This is a genomic window from Phreatobacter sp., from assembly GCF_030691135.1.
In the GTDB taxonomy this organism is placed as follows: Bacteria; Pseudomonadota; Alphaproteobacteria; order Rhizobiales; family Phreatobacteraceae; genus Phreatobacter.
In genome coordinates, this window is sequence record NZ_JAUYFA010000074.1 from 18,991 (window position 1) to 37,628 (window position 18,638).

Here is an 18,638-nt window from a genome sequence, read left to right on the forward strand (position 1 = left end):
GGAGCGCCTCTCAGTAGCGGTTGGTGCGATAGAAAGCCTGGACGTCCGCAGAATTGGCCTGGTAACGGGCCTTTGTGCGTTCGTTCCGGCTCTCGCGCGTGGCGGTCTGGGCTTCGGCCGGCTCGGCGCCGACGATGGCTGCTGCGGTGACGACGGACGCCCCCGTCATCGCCTTGAGGAAAGCGCGGCGAGCCGGAGCGGCGGCGTTTCCTTGGTTCTTGGCACTACCCGACATGGTCGCGTCCTCCCGTTCGTCCCTCGCGCCTCAGGCGTCGAAGGAGAAAGCCTCGTCTTCAATGGCGACGAACAGGCGACCGACCGCGCCGACGGCGGCATAGAAGGGTCTGTTCGTCATCGATTCCAGATCAGCGAAAAAGCGGCCGGCCCAAGGCTTCAGATGCGCCTCGAAGAAGGCCTTCTCCGTCTCGTAGCCCTGGCCGATCTCGCGGACGGCGAGGTTCGCCATCACGTCGAACAGCAGGGCTATGTGGTCTTCCGGCTCGCGCGAGTCGTCATCACGGATGATGGCGAGGTCGACGAAGGACTGGCGCACGGCGGCGAGCGGACGCTCGTGCAGGAAGCCCGTCAGATAGTAGGAGGCATAGGGCAGAAGCTCGCCGCGACCGACTCCGACGAAGAGATCGAAGAACTCGCGGTTGACAGCTTCGACCGAGGCTTCGCTGGCGGCCTTGGCGAGGGCCAGATGGGCCATTCCAAGCGGCGACACGTCGCCCTTCAGCGCCGCAACGCGGCCCAGGACATCGGCGGTGGGAACGCGAAACAGGAGAAGGGCCAGCAGGCCGTATTCGGCCGACCGCAGCCGATCCATCTCGTCGACACCTGCAGATCGGTCCTGGGCGGCTTCCATGGCCACGGCGATGCTCGACCGGCTCTCGGGATAGATGTCGGGTCGCAGCACGTGGCGGCCAACACCGGAGATTTTCTCGACCGCGATGACACGCTCGGGCGGCACGCGGCTCCAGCTGGAGACGGAGGGCTGCGAAATGCCAAGCGCACGCGCCAGGGCACCAACCCCGCCGACCGCCTTGATCGCTTCCTCTAGTCCCCGCTCACGCACTGCCGTGCCCGTTCCCTTACCCGGCCGGCGCTTGTCGGCGCGCCTTAGGCCATAGGCTCTCTACATTCGTCTTAGAATAGGTACAAGCTATGAGCGGTGATGGCAAGCGGCCGTCAGCCCGGAAGGGCACCGCCGTGGCGCCGGGCGACAGGCCGCAAGTCATTCGTTTCGCTAACATTATTGTGCGTTGCAACACGATCGGAAGCCGGTTCAACACCGGTTTGGCGTGGATTGCCGGTCTCCTGGGCGGGCTCCTCGGCGGCGGGCTTCCCGGCGACCTGCGCAACGGGCGGAATTTGCTGCGCTGCACCATCAGACGGGGCCGGTTCGGGGCGCGATTGCGACACATTGTCTTGGCCCCCGCCGGCGACGACCGGTTCGCCGGCTGCATCCCGCCCGAGCGCCCTGTCGAACATCTCGGCCACTTCGCGGATGGCGTCCCGGCCCGTCTCCATCGGGCCGAAGCCAGGCGCGGCACCCGGCGTGTTGTAGTCGTAGGCGTAGTCCAGCGCCGGGCTGACATAATCGCGGATCGCGGGGTCGAGCAGCCACATGCGCTGCAGCGCGGCGTTGCGCAGGCCGGTCGGTACCCACGGCTGCATGAACGCGATGAGGCTCTGCCCGGGGACGAGGTCGTCGAGCCTCGGGAGTTCCGCCAGGAGATCGTCGAGCGTCTTGCCCTCGGGAAGGGCGGGCGACGCCGGCTCGGCCGCAGCCGGCGGGGCCGGAGCCGGCTCTGGCTCGCGCTTCAGCCGGGACCAGCGGGAGATGAACCCCTCATGACCGCGGCTCATGAACGCCTCCCGGGTGTCTGACGCGCGGGGTGTCCGAGACCGAAGTCGGGCTCGGCGTGGGGATCCTTGCGGTCGCGCTTGCGCTTGAAGAAGGGCGCCTCGACGTGGTGGGCGTCGACGAAGGCCTGCAGCTCGACAGCGATCTCATGCGGCATGGCCAGAGGCTCGACCTTGTCGGACACGGCATCGACGAAGGCCTCTCCCTCATAGGGGTCGACGGTCGCTCCCGCCACGAACCAGCCGCCGTCGGCGCCCTCGCGCAGCGCCACCCAGACGGCCGGCCGGCCCGACACGAGATTGTCGCGGTAATGGGCCGTCTCACCGGAGTGGAAGACCAGCTCGGCGGGGCCGAGATACCAGCGCTCCACGGTCCCTTCGGCGCCGATGAGCGTGCCCGGCTGGACGACGGGCAGCCCCGGCAGCACGGCTTCCGGGAGCCATTCGAAATCCACCCAGGGATTGTTCAGCTTGCGCTTCACGGCGACGATGCCGACGGTCACGTTCTGCACGGGCATGGACGTCTCCCTCAGGCCGCCTGCCGGCCAACGAGCGGCAGGCCGACGATCAGGTTCTGCGGCTTGATCCGGAGGATCATGTCCTCGGTCAGCGCCATGATGAGATAGACCGGCTTTCCCGCGAGTTTCGGGTCGATGGTGCGGGGATCGGCGAAGTCGAGTCGGAACAGGCCGCAGACGCGGCTCTGGTCGGCCGGATCGATCGCCTCGCCGCGCCACAGCCGGTTGCCGAGGGCGGTGGCCTCGGCGTCGAGGCCGACGAACCAGCGCCAGTCGGCATCCTCAATGCGATCGATCGTGGCGATGGTCGTCTCGACGCCGAGCATATGGGCGATCCAGGTTTCCAGCGCCCGGCACAGGGCCTCGCGAGAACGCGGGTCGCCGCCGATGTTGAAGACCATCGAGAAGGCGTCGGAACGCGACCAGTAGGTGGGCGCGGTCTCATCGGTCATGACCTCCAGATCGCCCATGCCGTCGGTGCCCATCATGGCGGCCAGCGGAGAGGTTTGCAGCAGGGCCCGGCGCTCGGCCTCGAAGGCCTCGATGAGTTCCTGGTCCGCGAGGAGCAGCGTCCCGTCCTTCAGCGACCCCTTCTGGGGGCGGAAGAAGAGTTCGGCGGCACGCAGCACGAAGGGGTCCTCGCAGCCGTCGAGCGCATTGCGCAGGACGAGATGGACGAGCTGGTTGAGGAAGAGCGGCGGCACGCCCCTCGAACCCTGACGGACGATGGCGAGATAGGCCGCCTCGATGCTCGGATGGGCCATCAGCTTGTCGCGGAAGCCGATCATGAACTGCCAGTTCTCGCGGGCATCCTCGTCCGCGATGGCGGCGATCATGGCGGCGGTCACCGGCCGGCGCGGCTCACGCATCAGGTCGGCATGGAGCGCGCGCTCGGCGGCGCAGGCCTCGGCCGGCGGGACCAGTTCGGGGCGAGCGAGATAGGCGAGGATCATCTCGTCGGTGACGGCGAGGCCGCCGCCGTCGACACGGCGGGTCATGTGATGGCCGGACGAGACCCAGAATTCGGTGACGGTGCGGGTTTCGGTGGTCATTTGCGGGCTGCCATCATGTCGATCAGGTCGACGCGTTCTTCGGGACCGTCATCGACCTCCTCATGGAAGGTGAAGGCGCGGGCGGTCGCATGCAGGCTGTCGGCGCCCGCCGTCTCCTCGCGTGCCGTCAGCGTGCGGAACTGTTCGCGAATCTCGCCGTCGACGACCACGCGGTGCATGGCCACCAGCGTGCCCTCGTCATGCTCGGCGAGGGACGTCGAGAAAGTGATCTCCTCCGCCGCTGCGGCGCGGGCCGCTTCCATGTCGGGCGCGCCGAGCCTGTCGATCAGGTGGTGGGCGAGGCTGTCGATGGCCGCGGCGCGTTCCTCCGGCCGGATCGGCTGCGCCACGACCAGTGTCGAGAAGCCGAGCGAGGCGACGCCGACGAAGCCGGCGCGGAAGGCGGCGCGCTCCTTGCCGGCGAGGCCGGCGACATCGCGGCCCCAGAACAGGAAGGTGCCCGTCACCGCCCATTCGCCGGGTTCGGCGGCCTCGGGGAAGACAAAGGTATCGGAGGGGTCGAGGCGGATGGTCCGCAGCATCATCACAGCTTCGGCCCTCCCGTCTCGCGGTCGAGCCAGGCGGCGGTCTTCAGGCCGTCGAGGAAGCCGAGGCGCCGCTCCATGTCGCCGATGACCGGGCGGACGACGAGGTCGCCTGCGGGCGAGACCGTGATCGTGTCGCCGGGCCGGTCCTTGGCGACGCGCCGGGCATAGTCGGCGAGGATCGGCGCGAAGCCCTGGTGCTGGAAGACATCGACGAGGCGCAGGAAGAAGCGGGCGAAGCTCTCGATCAGCATGGACGGGCCGACGCCCTCGAAACCCTCTTCGTCGAGGGCAGCGGAGGTGGGCGCCTGGCCCGGCTCGACGAGACCCGAGAAGGCGACGCGGACGCTCGCCGAAAAGACCATCCAGGCGGGAACCTCGTCCTCGCCGCAGCGCTTCGGCCAGCCGAGCCGGCCGCCGCCGACCAGACCGCCGTCGAAGCGGATCGCGTCGGGATAACCGAAGGAGACGCTGCGCTCGGGCGGGCAAAGCGCGGCGATGGCATCGGCGGCGGCATTCATGCCGATGAAGAAGGCCTTGCGCGCCTCGGCCAGCGGCTGGTCGGGCTCGAGGATCAGGGCGAATTCGGCGACATCGAAGCGGCGGACCCAGACGAGGGTACCGGCGCCCTCATCGGCAGCCGTGCGACAGGCATGGGCGAAGGCATCGCCCGATTCGCGCAGCGGAACGGCACGAAAGCCGGGAGGCAGATCGAGGGTCGACGGGGCGCGGAGCGTGACGAGGGCCATGGAGTCCCTGGTTTCGGGGGCGCGGCAACAGGCCGGTCTGGTTCTTTTGACTGCTTCCAATATATGAAGATGACCCGTGGCGGAAAGAGCCGCGGCCCGGAGAGCACAATGACGGCAGGCACCACATTCCTCTGCTCCTGCGAGGAAACCATGCCCTTGCATGGAGAGACGGTGGCGAAGGCGTGCCGGACGAAGGTCCGCACCGCCGACCAACTGTGCCGCAAGGAGCTCGATTTCTTCAAGGCGGTGGTCGCCCAGGGCGGCGACGTGACCGTCGCCTGCACCCAGGAAGCGCCGCTGTTCTCCGAAGTGGCGGAAGATCTCGGCCATGCCGGCCGCCTGACCTTCGCCAATGTGCGCGAACAGGCGGGATGGTCGGCCGAGGCACAGAAAGCCGGCCCGAAGACCGCCGCGCTCCTCGCCGCGGCGGCCGAGGAGATGCCGCCGATCCAGGCGGTTTCGCTGACCTCCAAGGGCGTGGCGCTGGTCTATGGCCGTGACGAGGAGGCGATCGCGGTGGCGCGCCGCCTGTCGGCGACGCTCGACGTGACGGTTCTCCTGACCCGGCCCGGCGAGGTGACTCCCCCGCGGGAAACCGCCTTTCCGGTGGTGAAGGGCACGATCACCGCCGCCCATGGCCATCTCGGCGCCTTCTCGATCGACGTCGACGACTATGCCCTCGCCTCGCCGTCGTCGCGGCGGACCTATCTCTGGCAGGTGCCCCGCAACGGCGCCTCCTCCACCTCCGACATCGTCATCGACCTGTCCGGCGGGATGCCGCTCTTCCCGGCACATGAGCTGCGGCCCGGCTACCTGCGCGCGGACCCACGCGACGCCGCCGCGGTCGAAAGGCTGATCGGCGAGGCGAGCGGCCTCGTCGGCACCTTCGACAAGCCGCGCTTCGTCACCTTCACCGCCGATCTCTGCGCCCATTCGCGCAACAAGATCACCGGCTGCACGCGCTGCCTCGATCTCTGCCCGACCGGAGCGATCACCCCCGACGGCGACCATGTCGCCATCGATCCCGCGGTCTGCGCCGGCTGCGGCCAATGCGCCGCGGCCTGCCCGACAGGTGCCGCAGCCTATGCACTGCCGCCGGTCGATGCGCTGCTGCGCCGCCTGCGTGCCCTGCTGACGACCTATGCCGCGGCCGGCGGCACGGGTGCCGTCCTGCTGGTCCATAATGGCGATCACGGGCAGCCGCTCATCGACGCGACGGCACGGTTCGGCGCCGGACTTGCCGCCCGCGTCCTGCCGCTGCAGGTGAACGAAATCACGCAGGCCGGCCCGGAATTCTTCGCCGCCGCCCTCGCCTATGGCGCGGCGGGCGTGGCGGTGCTGGGTCGTGCCAAGCCGAAGCACGATCTTCTCGGGCTGACGCGGACGCTGGAGACGACGCGCACCATCGCCCAGGCGCTCGGTTATGGCGCGGAGGTGGTGCGGCTGATCGAGACGGACGATCCCGACAGGCTCGCCGAGGCGCTCGCCGTGCCCTTCGCCGGCACGCCCGCGCCCAAGCCCTCGACGTTCCTGCCGATGGGGACGAAGCGCGGCCTGCTCGAACTGTCGTTCCTCGAACTGCATGCGGCGGCACCCGCCCCGGTCGACCGGATCGCGCTCGACAAGGGCGCGCCCTTCGGCAAGGCCGAGGTCGATCTCGCGGCCTGCACCCTTTGCCTGGCCTGTGTCTCGGCCTGCCCGACGGCGGCGCTGTCCGACAATCCCGACAAGCCCATGCTGCGCTTCACCGAGAGCCTCTGCGTCCAGTGCGGGCTGTGCGAACAGACCTGCCCGGAGGACGCCATCGCCCTCATTCCTCAGCTCGACTTCGTCGCCTGGCAGGAACCCAGGCGCATCGTGAAGGAAGAGGAGCCGTTCCACTGCACCGGCTGCAACAAGGCCTTCGGCACGAAATCCACCATCGAGCGGATCGCATCGAAGCTTGAGGGACACTGGATGTTCACCGGCGCCAATGAGGCGCGGCGGGAGGCGCTGTTCATGTGCGAGGACTGCCGTGTCGAGCGCGTCGTCAACGAGGGCTTCGACCCCTATGCGGCGCAGCCGCGCCCGCGGGTGCGGACGGCGGAGGATTATCTCGCCGAGGCCAAGGCCGGCAAGGACGGGCTGAACTGAGCTATTCGGCGCCCGTCGCCTTGGCGATGAAGTCGACGAGCGCCTTGAGATCGTCGGGATCGGTCACCTGCTGCTCCGGCATCTTGGTGCCCGGCGTATAGGCGTTCGGCCCGATCTCGAAGAGGCGGGCGATGGTCTCCCTGGTCCAGACGATATCCATGCCGCGCAGCGCCGGCGAAAAGTCGTAGCCTGGGGCGGTGCCGATGCGCCGCCCGATGACGCCGTGCAGGGTCGGGCCGGCGCGGTTGCCGTCGTCGGGATCGAGCGTGTGGCAGGCCGAGCAGGCCCGGAAGACCTCGGAACCGGGATGATCGGCAAGGCGGGCGACGCGATCGGACGGCCTCGCCATGACCACAGCACCGAGATGTTCGCCGGTCGTCGCCAGCCAGCGGCGCACCAGGCGGTCGCCGCCGCCGGTCATCAGTTCGTCGGTTCCCGGACGGAAGGCGAGCGACCAGACCGGCAGGCCGGGGCCGACCAGCACGCGCTCGATCCGGCGCGACGCTCGATCGACCAGCGCCACCGATCCGCGGATTCCGGCCGCGGCGATCCGCCGTCCGTCGGGCGACAGGGCGACTGCGACGATCGGCGTTTCGGCGGCCGCAATCTCGCCGACCCGTGTGCCGTCGGCGGCGAGGATGCGCAGCCGGCCGTCGGCGCTGCCGGCGACGATTTCACCATCGGGTGCGACGGCGAGCCCGGCCACGGGAAGGCCGAGATCGATGCTGCGGGGGGGCGCGCCGTCGAGCGGCGTGATGCGAAGCGTGGCGTCGTGGCCGCCGGTGACGATGGCACGGCCGTCGGGTGTGAAGGCGACCGTGTTCACCGGCCCGCGATGGCTGGAAAAGACCTTGGCCTCACCGCCTCCCAGCGGCGTGACGCGCGCCGTGCCGTCCCAGGCGGCGGAGGCGAGAAACCGCCCGTCCGGCGAGAGAGCGAGGCCGGCGACGGGCCCGGTATGCCCGTCGATCCGCCCTTCCGGTTCGGCGCGCCCCGGGCGCCAGAGAAGAATGCGGCCATCCTCCCCGCCCGTGACGAAGCGCCCGTCGGGCAGCGCCAGCACCGCATTGACCGAGCTCTCGTGACCGCGCAGCACGGCCATGGCGAGGCCGCGCTCGATATCCCACAGGATCGCAGATGTATCGAACGAGCCGGAGAGGGCGACCCGCCCGTCCGGGGCCGCCGCGAGGGCGCGGACCGGGCCGCCATGGCCCCTGAGTTCCTGGGCCGTGGCCGGCGCGACGATCAGGGCGGTGAAGACGACAAGCAGGCGAAGCATCGGCGATCCGGATCTGGGCGGCACAGACTACAGGGTGGCGGAGAACGGCGCGGGATCAAGCCCGCCGCCGATCACAAGGTTCCGTTCGAGCTGGATGCGCGGCTGATCCCCGCGGCGCCGCCTCGACTCGGGGCGAGCGCTCCGTAAGATCGCGCGGCCCCTTCCGCGATCCGCATCGAGACCAGACATGACCTCCGCCTCTGCCGCAGGCCCCTTCGACCTCGTGATCCGCGGCGGCCGCGTCGTCGATCCGGAAAGCCGGCGCGACGAAGTCTGCGACCTCGCCGTGACGAACGGCCGCATCGCCGCCATCGGAGCGGTCATGGGCGAGGCGGCCCGCGAGATCGATGCCCGCGGCCTGGTGGTCGCCCCCGGCTTCGTCGATCTCCACGCCCATGGCCAGACGGTCGCCGCTGACCGGATGCAGGCCTTCGACGGCGTCACCACGACGCTGGAACTGGAGGCCGGCGTCCTTCCCGTGGCGCTCTGGTACGAGAACCAGGCGAAGAACGGCCGGGTGCTCAATTACGGAACGGCCGCGAACTGGGCCTTCGCCCGCATCGCGGCGATGATCGGCGTCGAGCCGGAGGCCGATCTCGGCTTCATGGGCCGCCATTCCAACGACAAGCGCTGGATCGACAATGTCGCGACCGATGCGGAGATGGGCGAGATCCTGCGGCGCCTGCGGCAGGGCCTGGACGAGGGCGGCATCGGCATCGGCATCCTCAACGCCTATGCGCCGGGCGCCGGGGTGAAGGAGATGTCGTCCGTCTGCTCGCTGGCCGCCGACTATGCCGTGCCGACCTATACCCATGTCGCCTATGCCTCGAACATCGACCCGAAGAGCTCGATCGAGGCCTATACGCGGCTGGTCGGTTATGCCGGCTCGACCGGCGCGCACATGCATATCTGCCATTTCAACAGCACTAGTCTGCAGGACGTGGAGCGCGCCGCGGCGCTGATCCGGAAAGCCCAGGAGCTCGGCCTGAAGATCACCGTCGAGGCCTATCCCTATGGCACCGGCTCGACGGTGCTGGGCGCCACCTTCTTCGCCGATCCCGGCTTCACCGAGCGCACCGGCGGTCCCTACGAATCCATCGAGATGGTCGATACCGGCCGCACCTTCCACAACCGCGACGAATTGCTGGCGGCACAGGCACAGGATCCGGGCTCGCTGGTGCTCTGGCATTTCCTCGACGTCGAGGCCAATCCGCGCCACCGCGACCTCCTTGACGTCTCGGTCCTCTATCCCGGCGGGGCCATCGCCTCGGACGCAATGCCGTGGACCAATCCCGACGGCTCCGTCTATGACGGCGAGGACTGGCCGCTGCCGGAGGGGACGAGCTCGCACCCGCGCTCGTCGGGCACGTTCACGCGGTTCCTGCGCCAGTACGTGCGCGAGCGCGCGATGCTGCCGCTCATCGACGGACTGGCTAAATGCACGCTGATTCCCGCCGAGATCCTGGCCGAGAGCACGCCGGCCATGCGCGCGAAGGGCCGGCTGGCGGTCGGCGCCGATGCCGACATCGTCGTCTTCGACTACGACACGCTGACCGACCGCGCCGAGTTCAAGGCGATGAACCGCGCCTCCGCCGGCATGCGCCACGTCATCGTCAACGGCGAGGCGGTGATCACCGACGGCGACCTGGTGCGTGCCGCGCGGCCGGGCAGGCCCGTGCGCCGGCCGGTCAAGGCGGCGTGACCCTGGGATGAGCATTCCCGTCATCCTCGTCACCGGCTTTCTCGGAGCGGGCAAGACGACGCTGATCAACCATCTTCTCACCGCCAATGGCGGGCGGCGGCTCGCCGCGGTGGTCAATGATTTCGGCGCCATCAACATCGACGCCGACCTGATCGCCGAGCAGGCCGACGGCGTGGTGAGCCTCACCAACGGCTGCATCTGCTGTTCGCTTCAGGGCGACCTCCTGCGGACGCTGTCGAACCTTCTCCGGAGGATCCCGCCGCCAGAGGGCATCGTCATCGAGACCAGCGGCGTGTCGGACCCGGCGGAGATCGTGCGGAGCCTGCTCGACCCCGTCATCTGGCGGGATGCGGCGCTGGAGACCGTCATCGCGGTGGCCGATGCCCGGGCCCTCGCCGACGATCCGGCGCTGCTCGACGACGCGCTCTGCCGCTCGCAGATCGCCAGCGCCGACATCGTGGCGCTGAACAAGGCCGATCTCGTGGACGTGGCGGAGCTCGCCCGCGCCCGCGCCGCCCTGGCGAAGCTGAAACCGGACCGGGTGATCTTCCCCGTGGCCGAGGGACGTATCGCGCCGGAACTCGCCTTCGCCGGCGGAGGACACGAACCCGCCGTGCCCGATGCAAGACGCGCCGCGCAGGCCCGCTTCGCCACGCCGCGCTTCGAGACGACGACCTTCACGACGGAACGCCCCCTCGCCATGGCGGCCTTCCAGGCGGTGATCGGCCGGCTGGCGCCGCAACTGGTGCGGGCCAAGGGCTTCGTGACCTTCGCCGGCCAGCCCGACCGGCCGATGCTGTTCCAACTCGTGGGCGAGCGGGCGACGCTCGGCCCGGCGCCGGCAGGGGGGCGCGGCGAGGCGGTGCGGCTCGTCCTGATCGCCGAGATGGGGCGCATCGAGCCGGCTGCGATGCGGGCGGCGCTCGCCGCATGTGTCGAAGCCTGAAGGGCGGTTGGTCCGTCCTTGTCGCCAGTGCTGTCCCTCGGTTTCCCTGATCATCGCCCTCCTGCTTTTCCACCGCCGGTTCCTGCTATTCGCCATCCTGAAAGCGGCAGTCTTGACCTTACGGGAGCAATTGACTCCGCCGGGCCGGTGGCGATAGCTGAACCGCATGTGGCTTTTCCGTGGCGATCATTTCCGGACGGCGCGCAGCATTCTCGCTGCGACACTGGTCTATGTGATCGCCGCCACGGGCCTCCTTGGCTCGGTCGCGCGGGCTGCCGGCGGCCTCGAATCGTCCGGCTTCGTCGTCATCTGCACCGTCGAGGGCCAGTCCATCGCCCATGACGGGGGGCAGCCGACGACCAAGGCCGCCGCCGCGCATCATTGCGGGCTGTGCAACGTCACGCCCTGGGATCCATCGCGCATGGCGTCCGCCGTCGGCGTACCGGTGGAGATATCCGCCGCGCCGCGGGCCCCCGTCCGCAGCTATGATCCCCTCCTGCCGGCCCACGCCTTCGAGGGCTGGCTCGGCACGCGATCACCGCGAGCGCCCCCCTTCGCCAGCTGATCACGACCCTCCCCCCGGCGCATGGCAAAACGGCCCGCGCCCGTCGTCATCTCCTGTCGAAGTCCCATATCATGATCCGCTTTCCCCTGCCGCGCGCCGGGCTCATCGCCCTTGCCGCCGCCTCGCCTTTCGCCATCGCCACGGCCATGGCCCAGACCACCCAGCTTCCCACCATTACCGTCGAGGGCCGTCCGGCCGCATCCGGACAGGGCGGAGGCACGCTTACCTCGCCGCCAATCGCCGAACAGCGCCGTGCGGTCGAGAGCACCGCCGGTTCGGTGTCGCATATCGATGCCGAGACCACCCGCAATGCCTATGCGACCAACCTGCGCGACGTGCTGCAGGATACGCCGGGCATCCTGGTGCAGAACCGCTACAGCCAGGAGGTGCGCCTCTCGATCCGCGGATCGGGTCTCGCCCGCGCCTTCCACACCCGCGGCATCGAGATCCTGCAGGACGGTGTCCCGACCAATCTCGCCGACGGTTCCGGCGACTTCTATCAGATCGACCCGTTGGCGCTGCGCGCCATCGAGGTGTTCCGCGGCGGCAATGCCCTGCCCTTCGGTTCCTCGACCCTCGGCGGTGCCATCAATTTCGTCACGCCGACGGCCCATACGGCGACGGCACCGAACGTCTTCAGCCTCGAGGCCGGCTCCTTCGGCACGATCCGCGGCCATGGCTCGGTGTCGCGCGTCATGGGCGACTGGGACTTCCACGCCTCGGGGACGGTGACCCATTCCGACGGCTGGCGCGCCCATGAGCAGCAGACGCTTGGCCATTTCAACGCCAATATCGGCCGGCGCATCTCCGAACGGGTGGAGACGCGCTTCTATTTCGGAGCCTACTATACCGACGTGAAGCTGCCGGGCTCGCTCACCTATGGCGCGGCCATGACCAATCCCCGCCAGGCCGCGACGGCGGCCGTCACCGGCGACCAGGCCCGCAACACCTATGTGCAGCGCTTGGCCAATGTGACGAGCATCAAGTTCGACATCGGCCAGCTCGACATCACCTCCTGGGTGATCCACAAGCACCTCAACCATCCGATCTTCCAGGTGCTGGACCAGGACGGCTGGACCTACGGCATCTCGCCGCGCTTCACCGGCTCGTTCAATCTTGGTGGCTACCGGAACGACCTGATCGTCGGCGCCCGTCTGTTCGCCGGCAACAACCAGGCGATGCAGTTCGTCAATGTCGGCAATGCGGTGCGCGGCGCCCAGACGGTGAACGCCCGTCAGGTCGCCTCGAACTACGAGGCTTGGTTCGAGAATCGGTTCTTCGTCCTGCCGCAGTTCGCCCTGACCGCTGGCCTCAAGGCCTATGTCGCCAAGCGCGACTTCGCCGGCCGGCTCAACATGAACACCGCGCCGGTCACCGTCGACACGGGCGTCACCTATTCCGGCGTCAATCCGCGCATCGGCCTCCTGTGGGAGCCGATCCGCGACGTCCAGCTCTTCGCCAATGTCACACGCTCCTCCGACGTGCCGGACTTCTCCGACCTGACGCAAACGACGGCGGCGACCACAGCCTTCGTGCCGCTCAAGGCGCAGACCGGAACGACTTTCGAGATCGGTACGCGCGGTCGCTACGGCCTCTTCTCCTGGGAGGCGACGGCCTATCGCGCCGACCTGCGCAACCAGATGCTGCAGTTCAACACCGGTGTCGGCATTCCCGCCGCCACCTTCAACGCCGCACGGACGCAGTTGCAGGGCGTCGAGTTCGCCGCGAGCGTCGATCTGGCGCGCGATCTCACCGGCAACGGCGATCGCCTCACCCTCAAGCAGGTCTGGACCTATTCGGACTTCCGCTTCGTCGGTGACGCCATCTATGGCAACAACCGCCTGCCACTGGCACCGGAACATGTGCTGCGGACCTCGCTGACCTATGCCCATCCCGCCGGGTTCTCGATCACGCCGTCGGTCGACATCGTGCCGCAGGGTGCCTTCGTCGACTACCGCAACACGTTCCGCGTGCCCGGCTATGCGCTGTTCAACGTCAGCGCGGCGGCAAGGCTGCCAAATGGCGGCGAGGCCTTCGTCGACATCCGCAACATCACCGACAAGCGGTACATCTCCGATTTCGGACCGGTGGTGCTCTACAATGCGGCCACGACCTCGACCTTCTTTCCGGGCACGGGCCGCAGCATCTATGGCGGCCTGCGCGTGAAGTTCTGACGTTATGATGTTACATTCGGTCGGGCCTTCGGGCCCGGCCGTCGCCGTCGTCAACTGTTGAACCCCGAAGGCCCATGCTGCTCGACAGCGCCATCCGCGAGAGACGTGGCGACCCGCCAGATGGCGGGCCGTTTCCGCACGCTCCGTCGCTGCGGCCGGCAGAGGACCCGGCGCTGTGCGGGGCCCCGCCCGTTCTGATCCGTGCCGGACGGGCGGGCGCCGCCCCGCCGCTGGGCCTTGTTCCGGTACCGCCGGAGCAATCTCCGCGGGCGGGGAGTCGCTGGCTCGCGCCGACGACGAACCTCGTCTCCGTTCTGCTGCACGGCGCAGCGCTCGCCGGCTTCCTCGCCTTCGCTGTGCCGACCCTGCCGCGGTCCGATCAGCCCTCCGTCGAGGTCGAACTGGTGCAGCCCGATGGCGAGCCTCCGCCAGCGGCCGCGGCTCCGGTCACGCCCGCGGAGACGCCGCCAGTCGAGACCCCACCGGTCGAGATCGCCCTGGCGCCGGTCGAGGACCTCCCGCTTCCCGCCGAACTGATCCCGCCGGAGCCGGTCGCGACGGCCGAGCCGGCGCCGATCGACCTGCCGCCGCCGCACACCGAAACGCTGCCACTGCCGGCAGAACTGCTCCCGCCGGAACGGCCGACCGTCGATCCGGCCACCGTCACCATCGATCCGCCGCCGGTCGCCGATCTTCCCCTGCCCGCCGAGCTGGTGCCGCCGCCGCGCCAGGACGAGAACCCACGGGTCGAGTCGGTACCGCCGCGGGCCGTTCCGCCGGTTCGCCTGGACCAGGCGCGACCGCCCGTCCAGCGTCAGCAGAGCGAGCGCCAGCCCCCCAGACGCCAGCCGCCTCCGAGTTCCCGCCCGGTCTCGGCAGCTTCGGAAAGCCGCGGCGTGACCGCGCAGGCCTCGGCGCGCACGGCGACGCCACCACCGAGCTATCTCGGCAGCGTCATGGCCCAACTCCACCGCGCCAAGCCGGCGGGATCGGGCCAGCAGGGCCGCGCTGTGGTGCGGTTTTCCATCCAGCGCTCCGGCGCGGCGGCGGGGATCGGGCTCGCCGCCTCGTCGGGCAATGCCGCGATCGACCAGGCGGCGCTGGGCATGGTCCGCCGCGCCGCGCCCTTCCCGCCATTGCCGGCCGAATACGGGCCGGCCTCGATGCCCCTGACCGTTCCCATCAACTTCCGCTGACCGAGATTTCCCCGATGAAACACGCCATCCTCGCCGGCCTGCTTGTTACCGCCGCGATCGCGCCACCCGCTGTCGCCCATGTCACGCTGGAGCGCGGCGAGGCGAGCCCCGGCTCCTACAAGGCCGTCCTGCGCGTGCCGCACGGCTGCGGCCGCGAGCCGACCACGGGGCTGACGGTGACCATTCCCGAGGGCGTCCATTCGGTGAAGCCACAGCCGAAGCCCGGCTGGGCGCTGGCCACGCGCGTGCGTCCCTACCAGCGGGCCTATGTCAACCACGGCCGCGAGGTCCGCGAGGGTGTGTCCGAGATCTCGTGGTCGGGCGGCACGCTGCCGAACGAGCACTATGACGAGTTCGTCTTCGTCGGCCAGATCGACGCCTCGCTGGCCGGCGCCGGCCGCATCTTCTTTCCGGTCGTACAGACCTGCGCCACCGGCGAGAACCGCTGGGTCGAGGTCCCGGTCGCCGGCAGTTCGGGCCCTCTCGCCGCGCCCGCCCCGGCCCTGCGCATCGTCGCCGCCGCACCGGCGGCGCAACCGGCGGCCGCATCGGTCCGGGCCGGCAGCCTGACCATCGCCCAGCCGTGGTCGCGGGCGACGCCCGGCGGTGCGAGGGTGGCCGGCGGCTACCTGACCGTGACCAATACGGGCGCGGCCCCCGACAGGCTGATGGGCGGCAGCGCGGCCTTCGCCGAGCGGGTGGAGATCCACGAGATGGCGACGCGCGACGGCGTCATGACGATGCGCGCGCTGCCGGCAGGCCTCACCATCGCGCCGGGCCAGACGGTCGAGCTGAAGCCGGGCGGCCTGCACGTCATGTTCATGGGCCTGAGGACGCCGCTCGCGGAGGGCCAGACCGTGAAGGTGACGCTGGATTTCGAGAAGGCCGGCAAGGTCGAGCTCGACTTCCGCATCGGCGGTCTCGGCGGCCGGGCAGCGCCCGGCGGAGAGCACCACCACTGATGCCGCTGCCGGGAAGCCGCAGGATACAGGTCACAGGACCGGTCGGCGTCCGGATGCCCCGATTAGCCTAAAGGCTAGTGAGCAGCAGCCTTGCGCGGAAGGCGTTGCCAGCACGGCCCAACCTTCGGCTTATGCCGGCCTCGGCGCACCTTTTTTGGAAGGTGCCCCGTCCATTCCTGGAGGAATCGCATGAAACGCCGCAATTTCCTGGCTGCCTCGGGCGCCGGGCTCGCCGCTGCCGCCGTCGCCGCCGTCGCCGCTCCCGTCGTCGCGCAGTCCTCGCCCGAGATCAAGTGGCGCCTGACGTCGAGCTTCCCGAAGTCGCTCGACACCATCTATGGCGGCGCCGAGACGATCGCCAGGCAGGTCGCCGAACTCACCGACAACAGGTTCCAGATCCAGGCCTTCGCCGCCGGCGAGATCGTTCCCGGGCTGCAGGCGCTCGATGCCGTGTCCAACAACACGGTCGAGATGTGCCACACCTGTTCCTACTACTATGTCGGCAAGGACCCGACCTTCGCCATCGGCACCGCCGTGCCCTTCGGCCTCAACGCCCGCCAGATGAACGCCTGGCTGTTCCAGGGCGGCGGCAACGAGCTCTTCAACGAGTTCTACAAGAAGTACAACATCCATGCGATGCCGGCCGGCAACACCGGCGCCCAGATGGGCGGCTGGTTCCGTAAGGAGATCAAGACGGTCGAGGATCTCAAGGGGCTGAAGATGCGGATCGCCGGCATCACCGGCCAGGTCCTTTCCAGGCTCGGCGTGGTGCCGCAGCAGGTCGCCGGCGGCGACATCTATCCGGCGCTGGAGAAGGGCACGATCGACGCCGCCGAATGGGTCGGCCCCTATGACGACGAGAAGCTCGGCTTCAACAAGGTGGTGCCGTTCTACTACTATCCCGGCTGGTGGGAGGGTGGCCCGACCGTCCACGCCATGGTCAATATCGAGAAGTGGAATGCCCTGCCGAAGTCCTACCAGGCTGCGCTGACCAATGCCTGCACCACCGCCAACACAGTGATGCAGGCGAAGTACGACCTGCAGAACCCGGCGGCGCTGCGCCGTCTGGTGGCCGCCGGCACCCAGCTTCGTCCCTTCTCGCAGGAGGTGATGGAGGCCTGTTTCGCGGCCTCCAACCAGCTCTATGGCGAGATCAGTGCCCGGAACGCCGACTTCAAGAAGATCATCGACGCCATGCAGGCGACGCGGTCCGAGCAGTATCTGTGGTGGCAGGTCGCCGAGTTCACCTATGACGCCTTCATGATCCGCGCCCGCGCCCGCACCGGCCGCTGATCCACTCCAACTGCCCGACGACAGGAGGCCGCATCCCCCCGAGGGGCGCGGCCTTTCCATTGGTTCCCGTCGGACCGGAAAGGGAGCCCTGCCGGAAAACACCGGCTTGGCTCTGGCGCGATGCGGGTGATCGGTGGCAGTTTGCGCGCCCGACCCGGGTCCGTCGCCGGACCTGCGGATCCCGTCTTGCACCTGCGGAGGACGACAACGATGTCCAACAACCTCAAGTTCTACATCAACGGCGAATGGGTCGCCCCGACCGGCGGCGCGACCCTCGACGTGATCGATCCCTCCACGGAAGAGGCCTTCACGCAGATCGCGCTCGGCACCGAGGCCGATGTCGACAAGGCGGTGAAGGCGGCCCGCGAAGCCTTCAAGACCTTCTCGCAGACCACCAAGGCGGAGCGCCTCGCCCTGATGCGCAAGCTCCTTGAGGCCTACAACAGGCGCTTCGCCGATGTCGCCGACGCCCTCTCCCGCGAGATGGGTGCGCCGAAGAAGCTCGCCCACACTGCCCAGGCCGGCATGGGCACGGCCCACCTGTCGAAGATGATCGAGACCCTCGAGAATTTCGAGTTCGAGGAGCTGCGCGGCACGACCCTGATCGCCAAGGAGCCGATCGGCGTCGTGGGCATGATCACGCCGTGGAACTGGCCGATCAACCAGATCATGTGCAAGGTCGCCCCGGCGCTCGCCGCCGGCTGCACCATGGTGCTGAAGCCGAGCGAGATCGCACCGATCAACGCCATCATCTTCGCCGAGATCATGCACGAGGCCGGCGTGCCGAAAGGCGTGTTCAACCTCGTCAACGGCGACGGCCCGACGGTCGGCGAGGCCATCGCCCGCCATCCCGGCGTCGACATGGTGTCCTTCACCGGCTCCACTCGCGCCGGAGTGCTGGTGGCCAAGGCCGCCGCCGACACGGTCAAGCGCGTGCACCAGGAACTCGGCGGCAAGTCGGCCAACATCATCCTTCCCGATGCCGACATCGCCAAGGCGGTGAAGCTCGGCGTCGAGGGCATGATGCGCAATTCCGGCCAGTCCTGTAATGCGCCGACGCGCATGTTCGTCCCCGCCGCCCGGCACGACGAGGCCAAGCAGGTCGCCAAGGAGACCGCCGAGAAGCTGAAGGTCGGTCCGGCCTCGGCTGACGACAGCTGGATGGGTCCGGTCGTCAGCGAGGTGCAGTTCAACAAGATCCAGAAGCTTATCGAGAGCGGTATCAAGGAAGGCGCCGAGGTCGTCACCGGCGGCACCGGCCGGCCCGAGGGCCTCAACCGCGGCTATTATGTGCGCCCGACCGTCTTCGCGGGCGTCACCGACGAGATGACCATCGCACGGGAAGAGATCTTCGGGCCGGTCCTGGCGATCCTGCCCTATGACAGCGAGGACGAGATCGTCGAGCGGGCGAACAATACGCCCTATGGCCTCGCCTCCTACGTCCAGTCGGGATCGCTGGAGAAGGCCCGCAAGCTCGCGTCGCAGATGCGCTCGGGCAACGTCTATATCAACTATCCCGCCTGGGACGCCGGCGCGCCGTTCGGCGGCTACAAGCAGTCGGGCAACGGCCGCGAATATGCCGAGTTCGGCCTCGAGGAATTTCTCGAGATCAAGGGCACGGTAGGCTACGGCGCCGCCTGATCGACGCCAACCCT

The 18,638-nt window shown here is 68.9% G+C and carries 17 protein-coding genes; 9 read left to right on the plus strand and 8 right to left on the minus strand.

Features of this window, described 5'->3' with window-relative positions:
• Positions 1-10 precede the first annotated feature (10 nt).
• The 7 genes from Q8O26_RS13205 to Q8O26_RS13235 form a co-directional block, all read right to left on the minus strand.
• Entirely contained in the window at positions 11-235 is a 225-nt protein-coding gene (locus Q8O26_RS13205; RefSeq protein WP_305576320.1) for a formate dehydrogenase, read from the minus strand.
• A gap of 30 nt (positions 236-265) precedes the next feature.
• Positions 266-1,078: a Cro/CI family transcriptional regulator gene (locus Q8O26_RS13210; RefSeq protein ID WP_305576322.1), complete on the minus strand. Its 813-nt coding sequence runs from the start codon at positions 1,076-1,078 to the stop codon at positions 266-268.
• Between the two features lie 113 nt (positions 1,079-1,191).
• The gene (locus Q8O26_RS13215) at positions 1,192-1,872 is read right to left on the minus strand and encodes a DUF3306 domain-containing protein (RefSeq protein ID WP_305576324.1); all 681 of its coding nucleotides are present in this window, start codon (positions 1,870-1,872) and stop codon (positions 1,192-1,194) included.
• Positions 1,869-2,387 carry a DUF3305 domain-containing protein gene (locus tag Q8O26_RS13220; RefSeq protein WP_305576325.1) on the minus strand — a complete coding sequence of 173 codons (519 nt, stop codon included), beginning with the start codon at positions 2,385-2,387 and terminating at the stop codon, positions 1,869-1,871. Before Q8O26_RS13220 ends, Q8O26_RS13215 begins: the two co-directional genes overlap by 4 nt.
• An 11-nt stretch (positions 2,388-2,398) precedes the next feature.
• Positions 2,399-3,439, minus strand: a complete 1,041-nt coding sequence (locus Q8O26_RS13225; RefSeq protein ID WP_305576327.1) for a DUF6352 family protein — start codon at positions 3,437-3,439, stop codon at positions 2,399-2,401.
• Positions 3,436-3,984 (minus strand): DUF6505 family protein, encoded by a 549-nt coding sequence (locus Q8O26_RS13230; RefSeq protein ID WP_305576329.1) that lies wholly within the window; start codon positions 3,982-3,984, stop codon positions 3,436-3,438. The genes Q8O26_RS13225 and Q8O26_RS13230 overlap by 4 nt, the downstream gene beginning before the upstream one ends.
• Positions 3,984-4,733 carry a biotin/lipoate--protein ligase family protein gene (locus Q8O26_RS13235; protein WP_305576331.1) on the minus strand — a complete coding sequence of 250 codons (750 nt, stop codon included), beginning with the start codon at positions 4,731-4,733 and terminating at the stop codon, positions 3,984-3,986. Before Q8O26_RS13235 ends, Q8O26_RS13230 begins: the two co-directional genes overlap by 1 nt.
• Positions 4,734-4,841: 108 nt before the next feature.
• Between Q8O26_RS13235 and Q8O26_RS13240 the strand changes: the two genes are divergently transcribed.
• Positions 4,842-6,866 carry a 4Fe-4S binding protein gene (locus Q8O26_RS13240; protein ID WP_305576333.1) on the plus strand — a complete coding sequence of 675 codons (2,025 nt, stop codon included), beginning with the start codon at positions 4,842-4,844 and terminating at the stop codon, positions 6,864-6,866.
• 1 nt (position 6,867) lies between these two features.
• Here Q8O26_RS13240 and Q8O26_RS13245 read toward each other — a convergent pair whose 3' ends face one another.
• Positions 6,868-8,145: a c-type cytochrome gene (locus Q8O26_RS13245; RefSeq protein WP_305576335.1), complete on the minus strand. Its 1,278-nt coding sequence runs from the start codon at positions 8,143-8,145 to the stop codon at positions 6,868-6,870.
• 187 nt (positions 8,146-8,332) lie between these two features.
• On the opposite strand from Q8O26_RS13245, the gene Q8O26_RS13250 reads away from it, so the two are divergent.
• The 8 genes from Q8O26_RS13250 (at position 8,333) to Q8O26_RS13285 (ending at position 18,624) form a co-directional block, all read left to right on the plus strand.
• The gene (locus tag Q8O26_RS13250) at positions 8,333-9,847 is read left to right on the plus strand and encodes an amidohydrolase family protein (RefSeq protein ID WP_305576337.1); all 1,515 of its coding nucleotides are present in this window, start codon (positions 8,333-8,335) and stop codon (positions 9,845-9,847) included.
• A 7-nt stretch (positions 9,848-9,854) separates the two neighbouring features.
• Positions 9,855-10,793 (plus strand): GTP-binding protein, encoded by a 939-nt coding sequence (locus tag Q8O26_RS13255; RefSeq protein ID WP_305576339.1) that lies wholly within the window; start codon positions 9,855-9,857, stop codon positions 10,791-10,793.
• 166 nt (positions 10,794-10,959) lie between these two features.
• A complete protein-coding gene (locus Q8O26_RS13260) occupies positions 10,960-11,358 on the plus strand; it encodes a DUF2946 family protein (RefSeq protein ID WP_305576341.1) in 399 nt (132 codons plus the stop codon).
• Positions 11,359-11,429: 71 nt separating this feature from the next.
• On the plus strand, positions 11,430-13,532 hold the full coding sequence (locus tag Q8O26_RS13265; protein ID WP_305576343.1) for a TonB-dependent receptor: 2,103 nt from the start codon (positions 11,430-11,432) through the stop codon (positions 13,530-13,532).
• Between the two features lie 74 nt (positions 13,533-13,606).
• A complete protein-coding gene (locus Q8O26_RS13270; protein WP_305576345.1) occupies positions 13,607-14,728 on the plus strand; it encodes a TonB family protein in 1,122 nt (373 codons plus the stop codon).
• A gap of 14 nt (positions 14,729-14,742) precedes the next feature.
• Positions 14,743-15,690, plus strand: a complete 948-nt coding sequence (locus Q8O26_RS13275) for a copper chaperone PCu(A)C (RefSeq protein ID WP_305576347.1) — start codon at positions 14,743-14,745, stop codon at positions 15,688-15,690.
• Between the two features lie 189 nt (positions 15,691-15,879).
• Positions 15,880-16,983 (plus strand): TRAP transporter substrate-binding protein, encoded by a 1,104-nt coding sequence (locus tag Q8O26_RS13280; protein ID WP_305576349.1) that lies wholly within the window; start codon positions 15,880-15,882, stop codon positions 16,981-16,983.
• A gap of 210 nt (positions 16,984-17,193) precedes the next feature.
• Positions 17,194-18,624 carry an aldehyde dehydrogenase family protein gene (locus Q8O26_RS13285; protein WP_305576350.1) on the plus strand — a complete coding sequence of 477 codons (1,431 nt, stop codon included), beginning with the start codon at positions 17,194-17,196 and terminating at the stop codon, positions 18,622-18,624.
• The last annotated feature ends 14 nt before the right edge of the window (positions 18,625-18,638 follow it).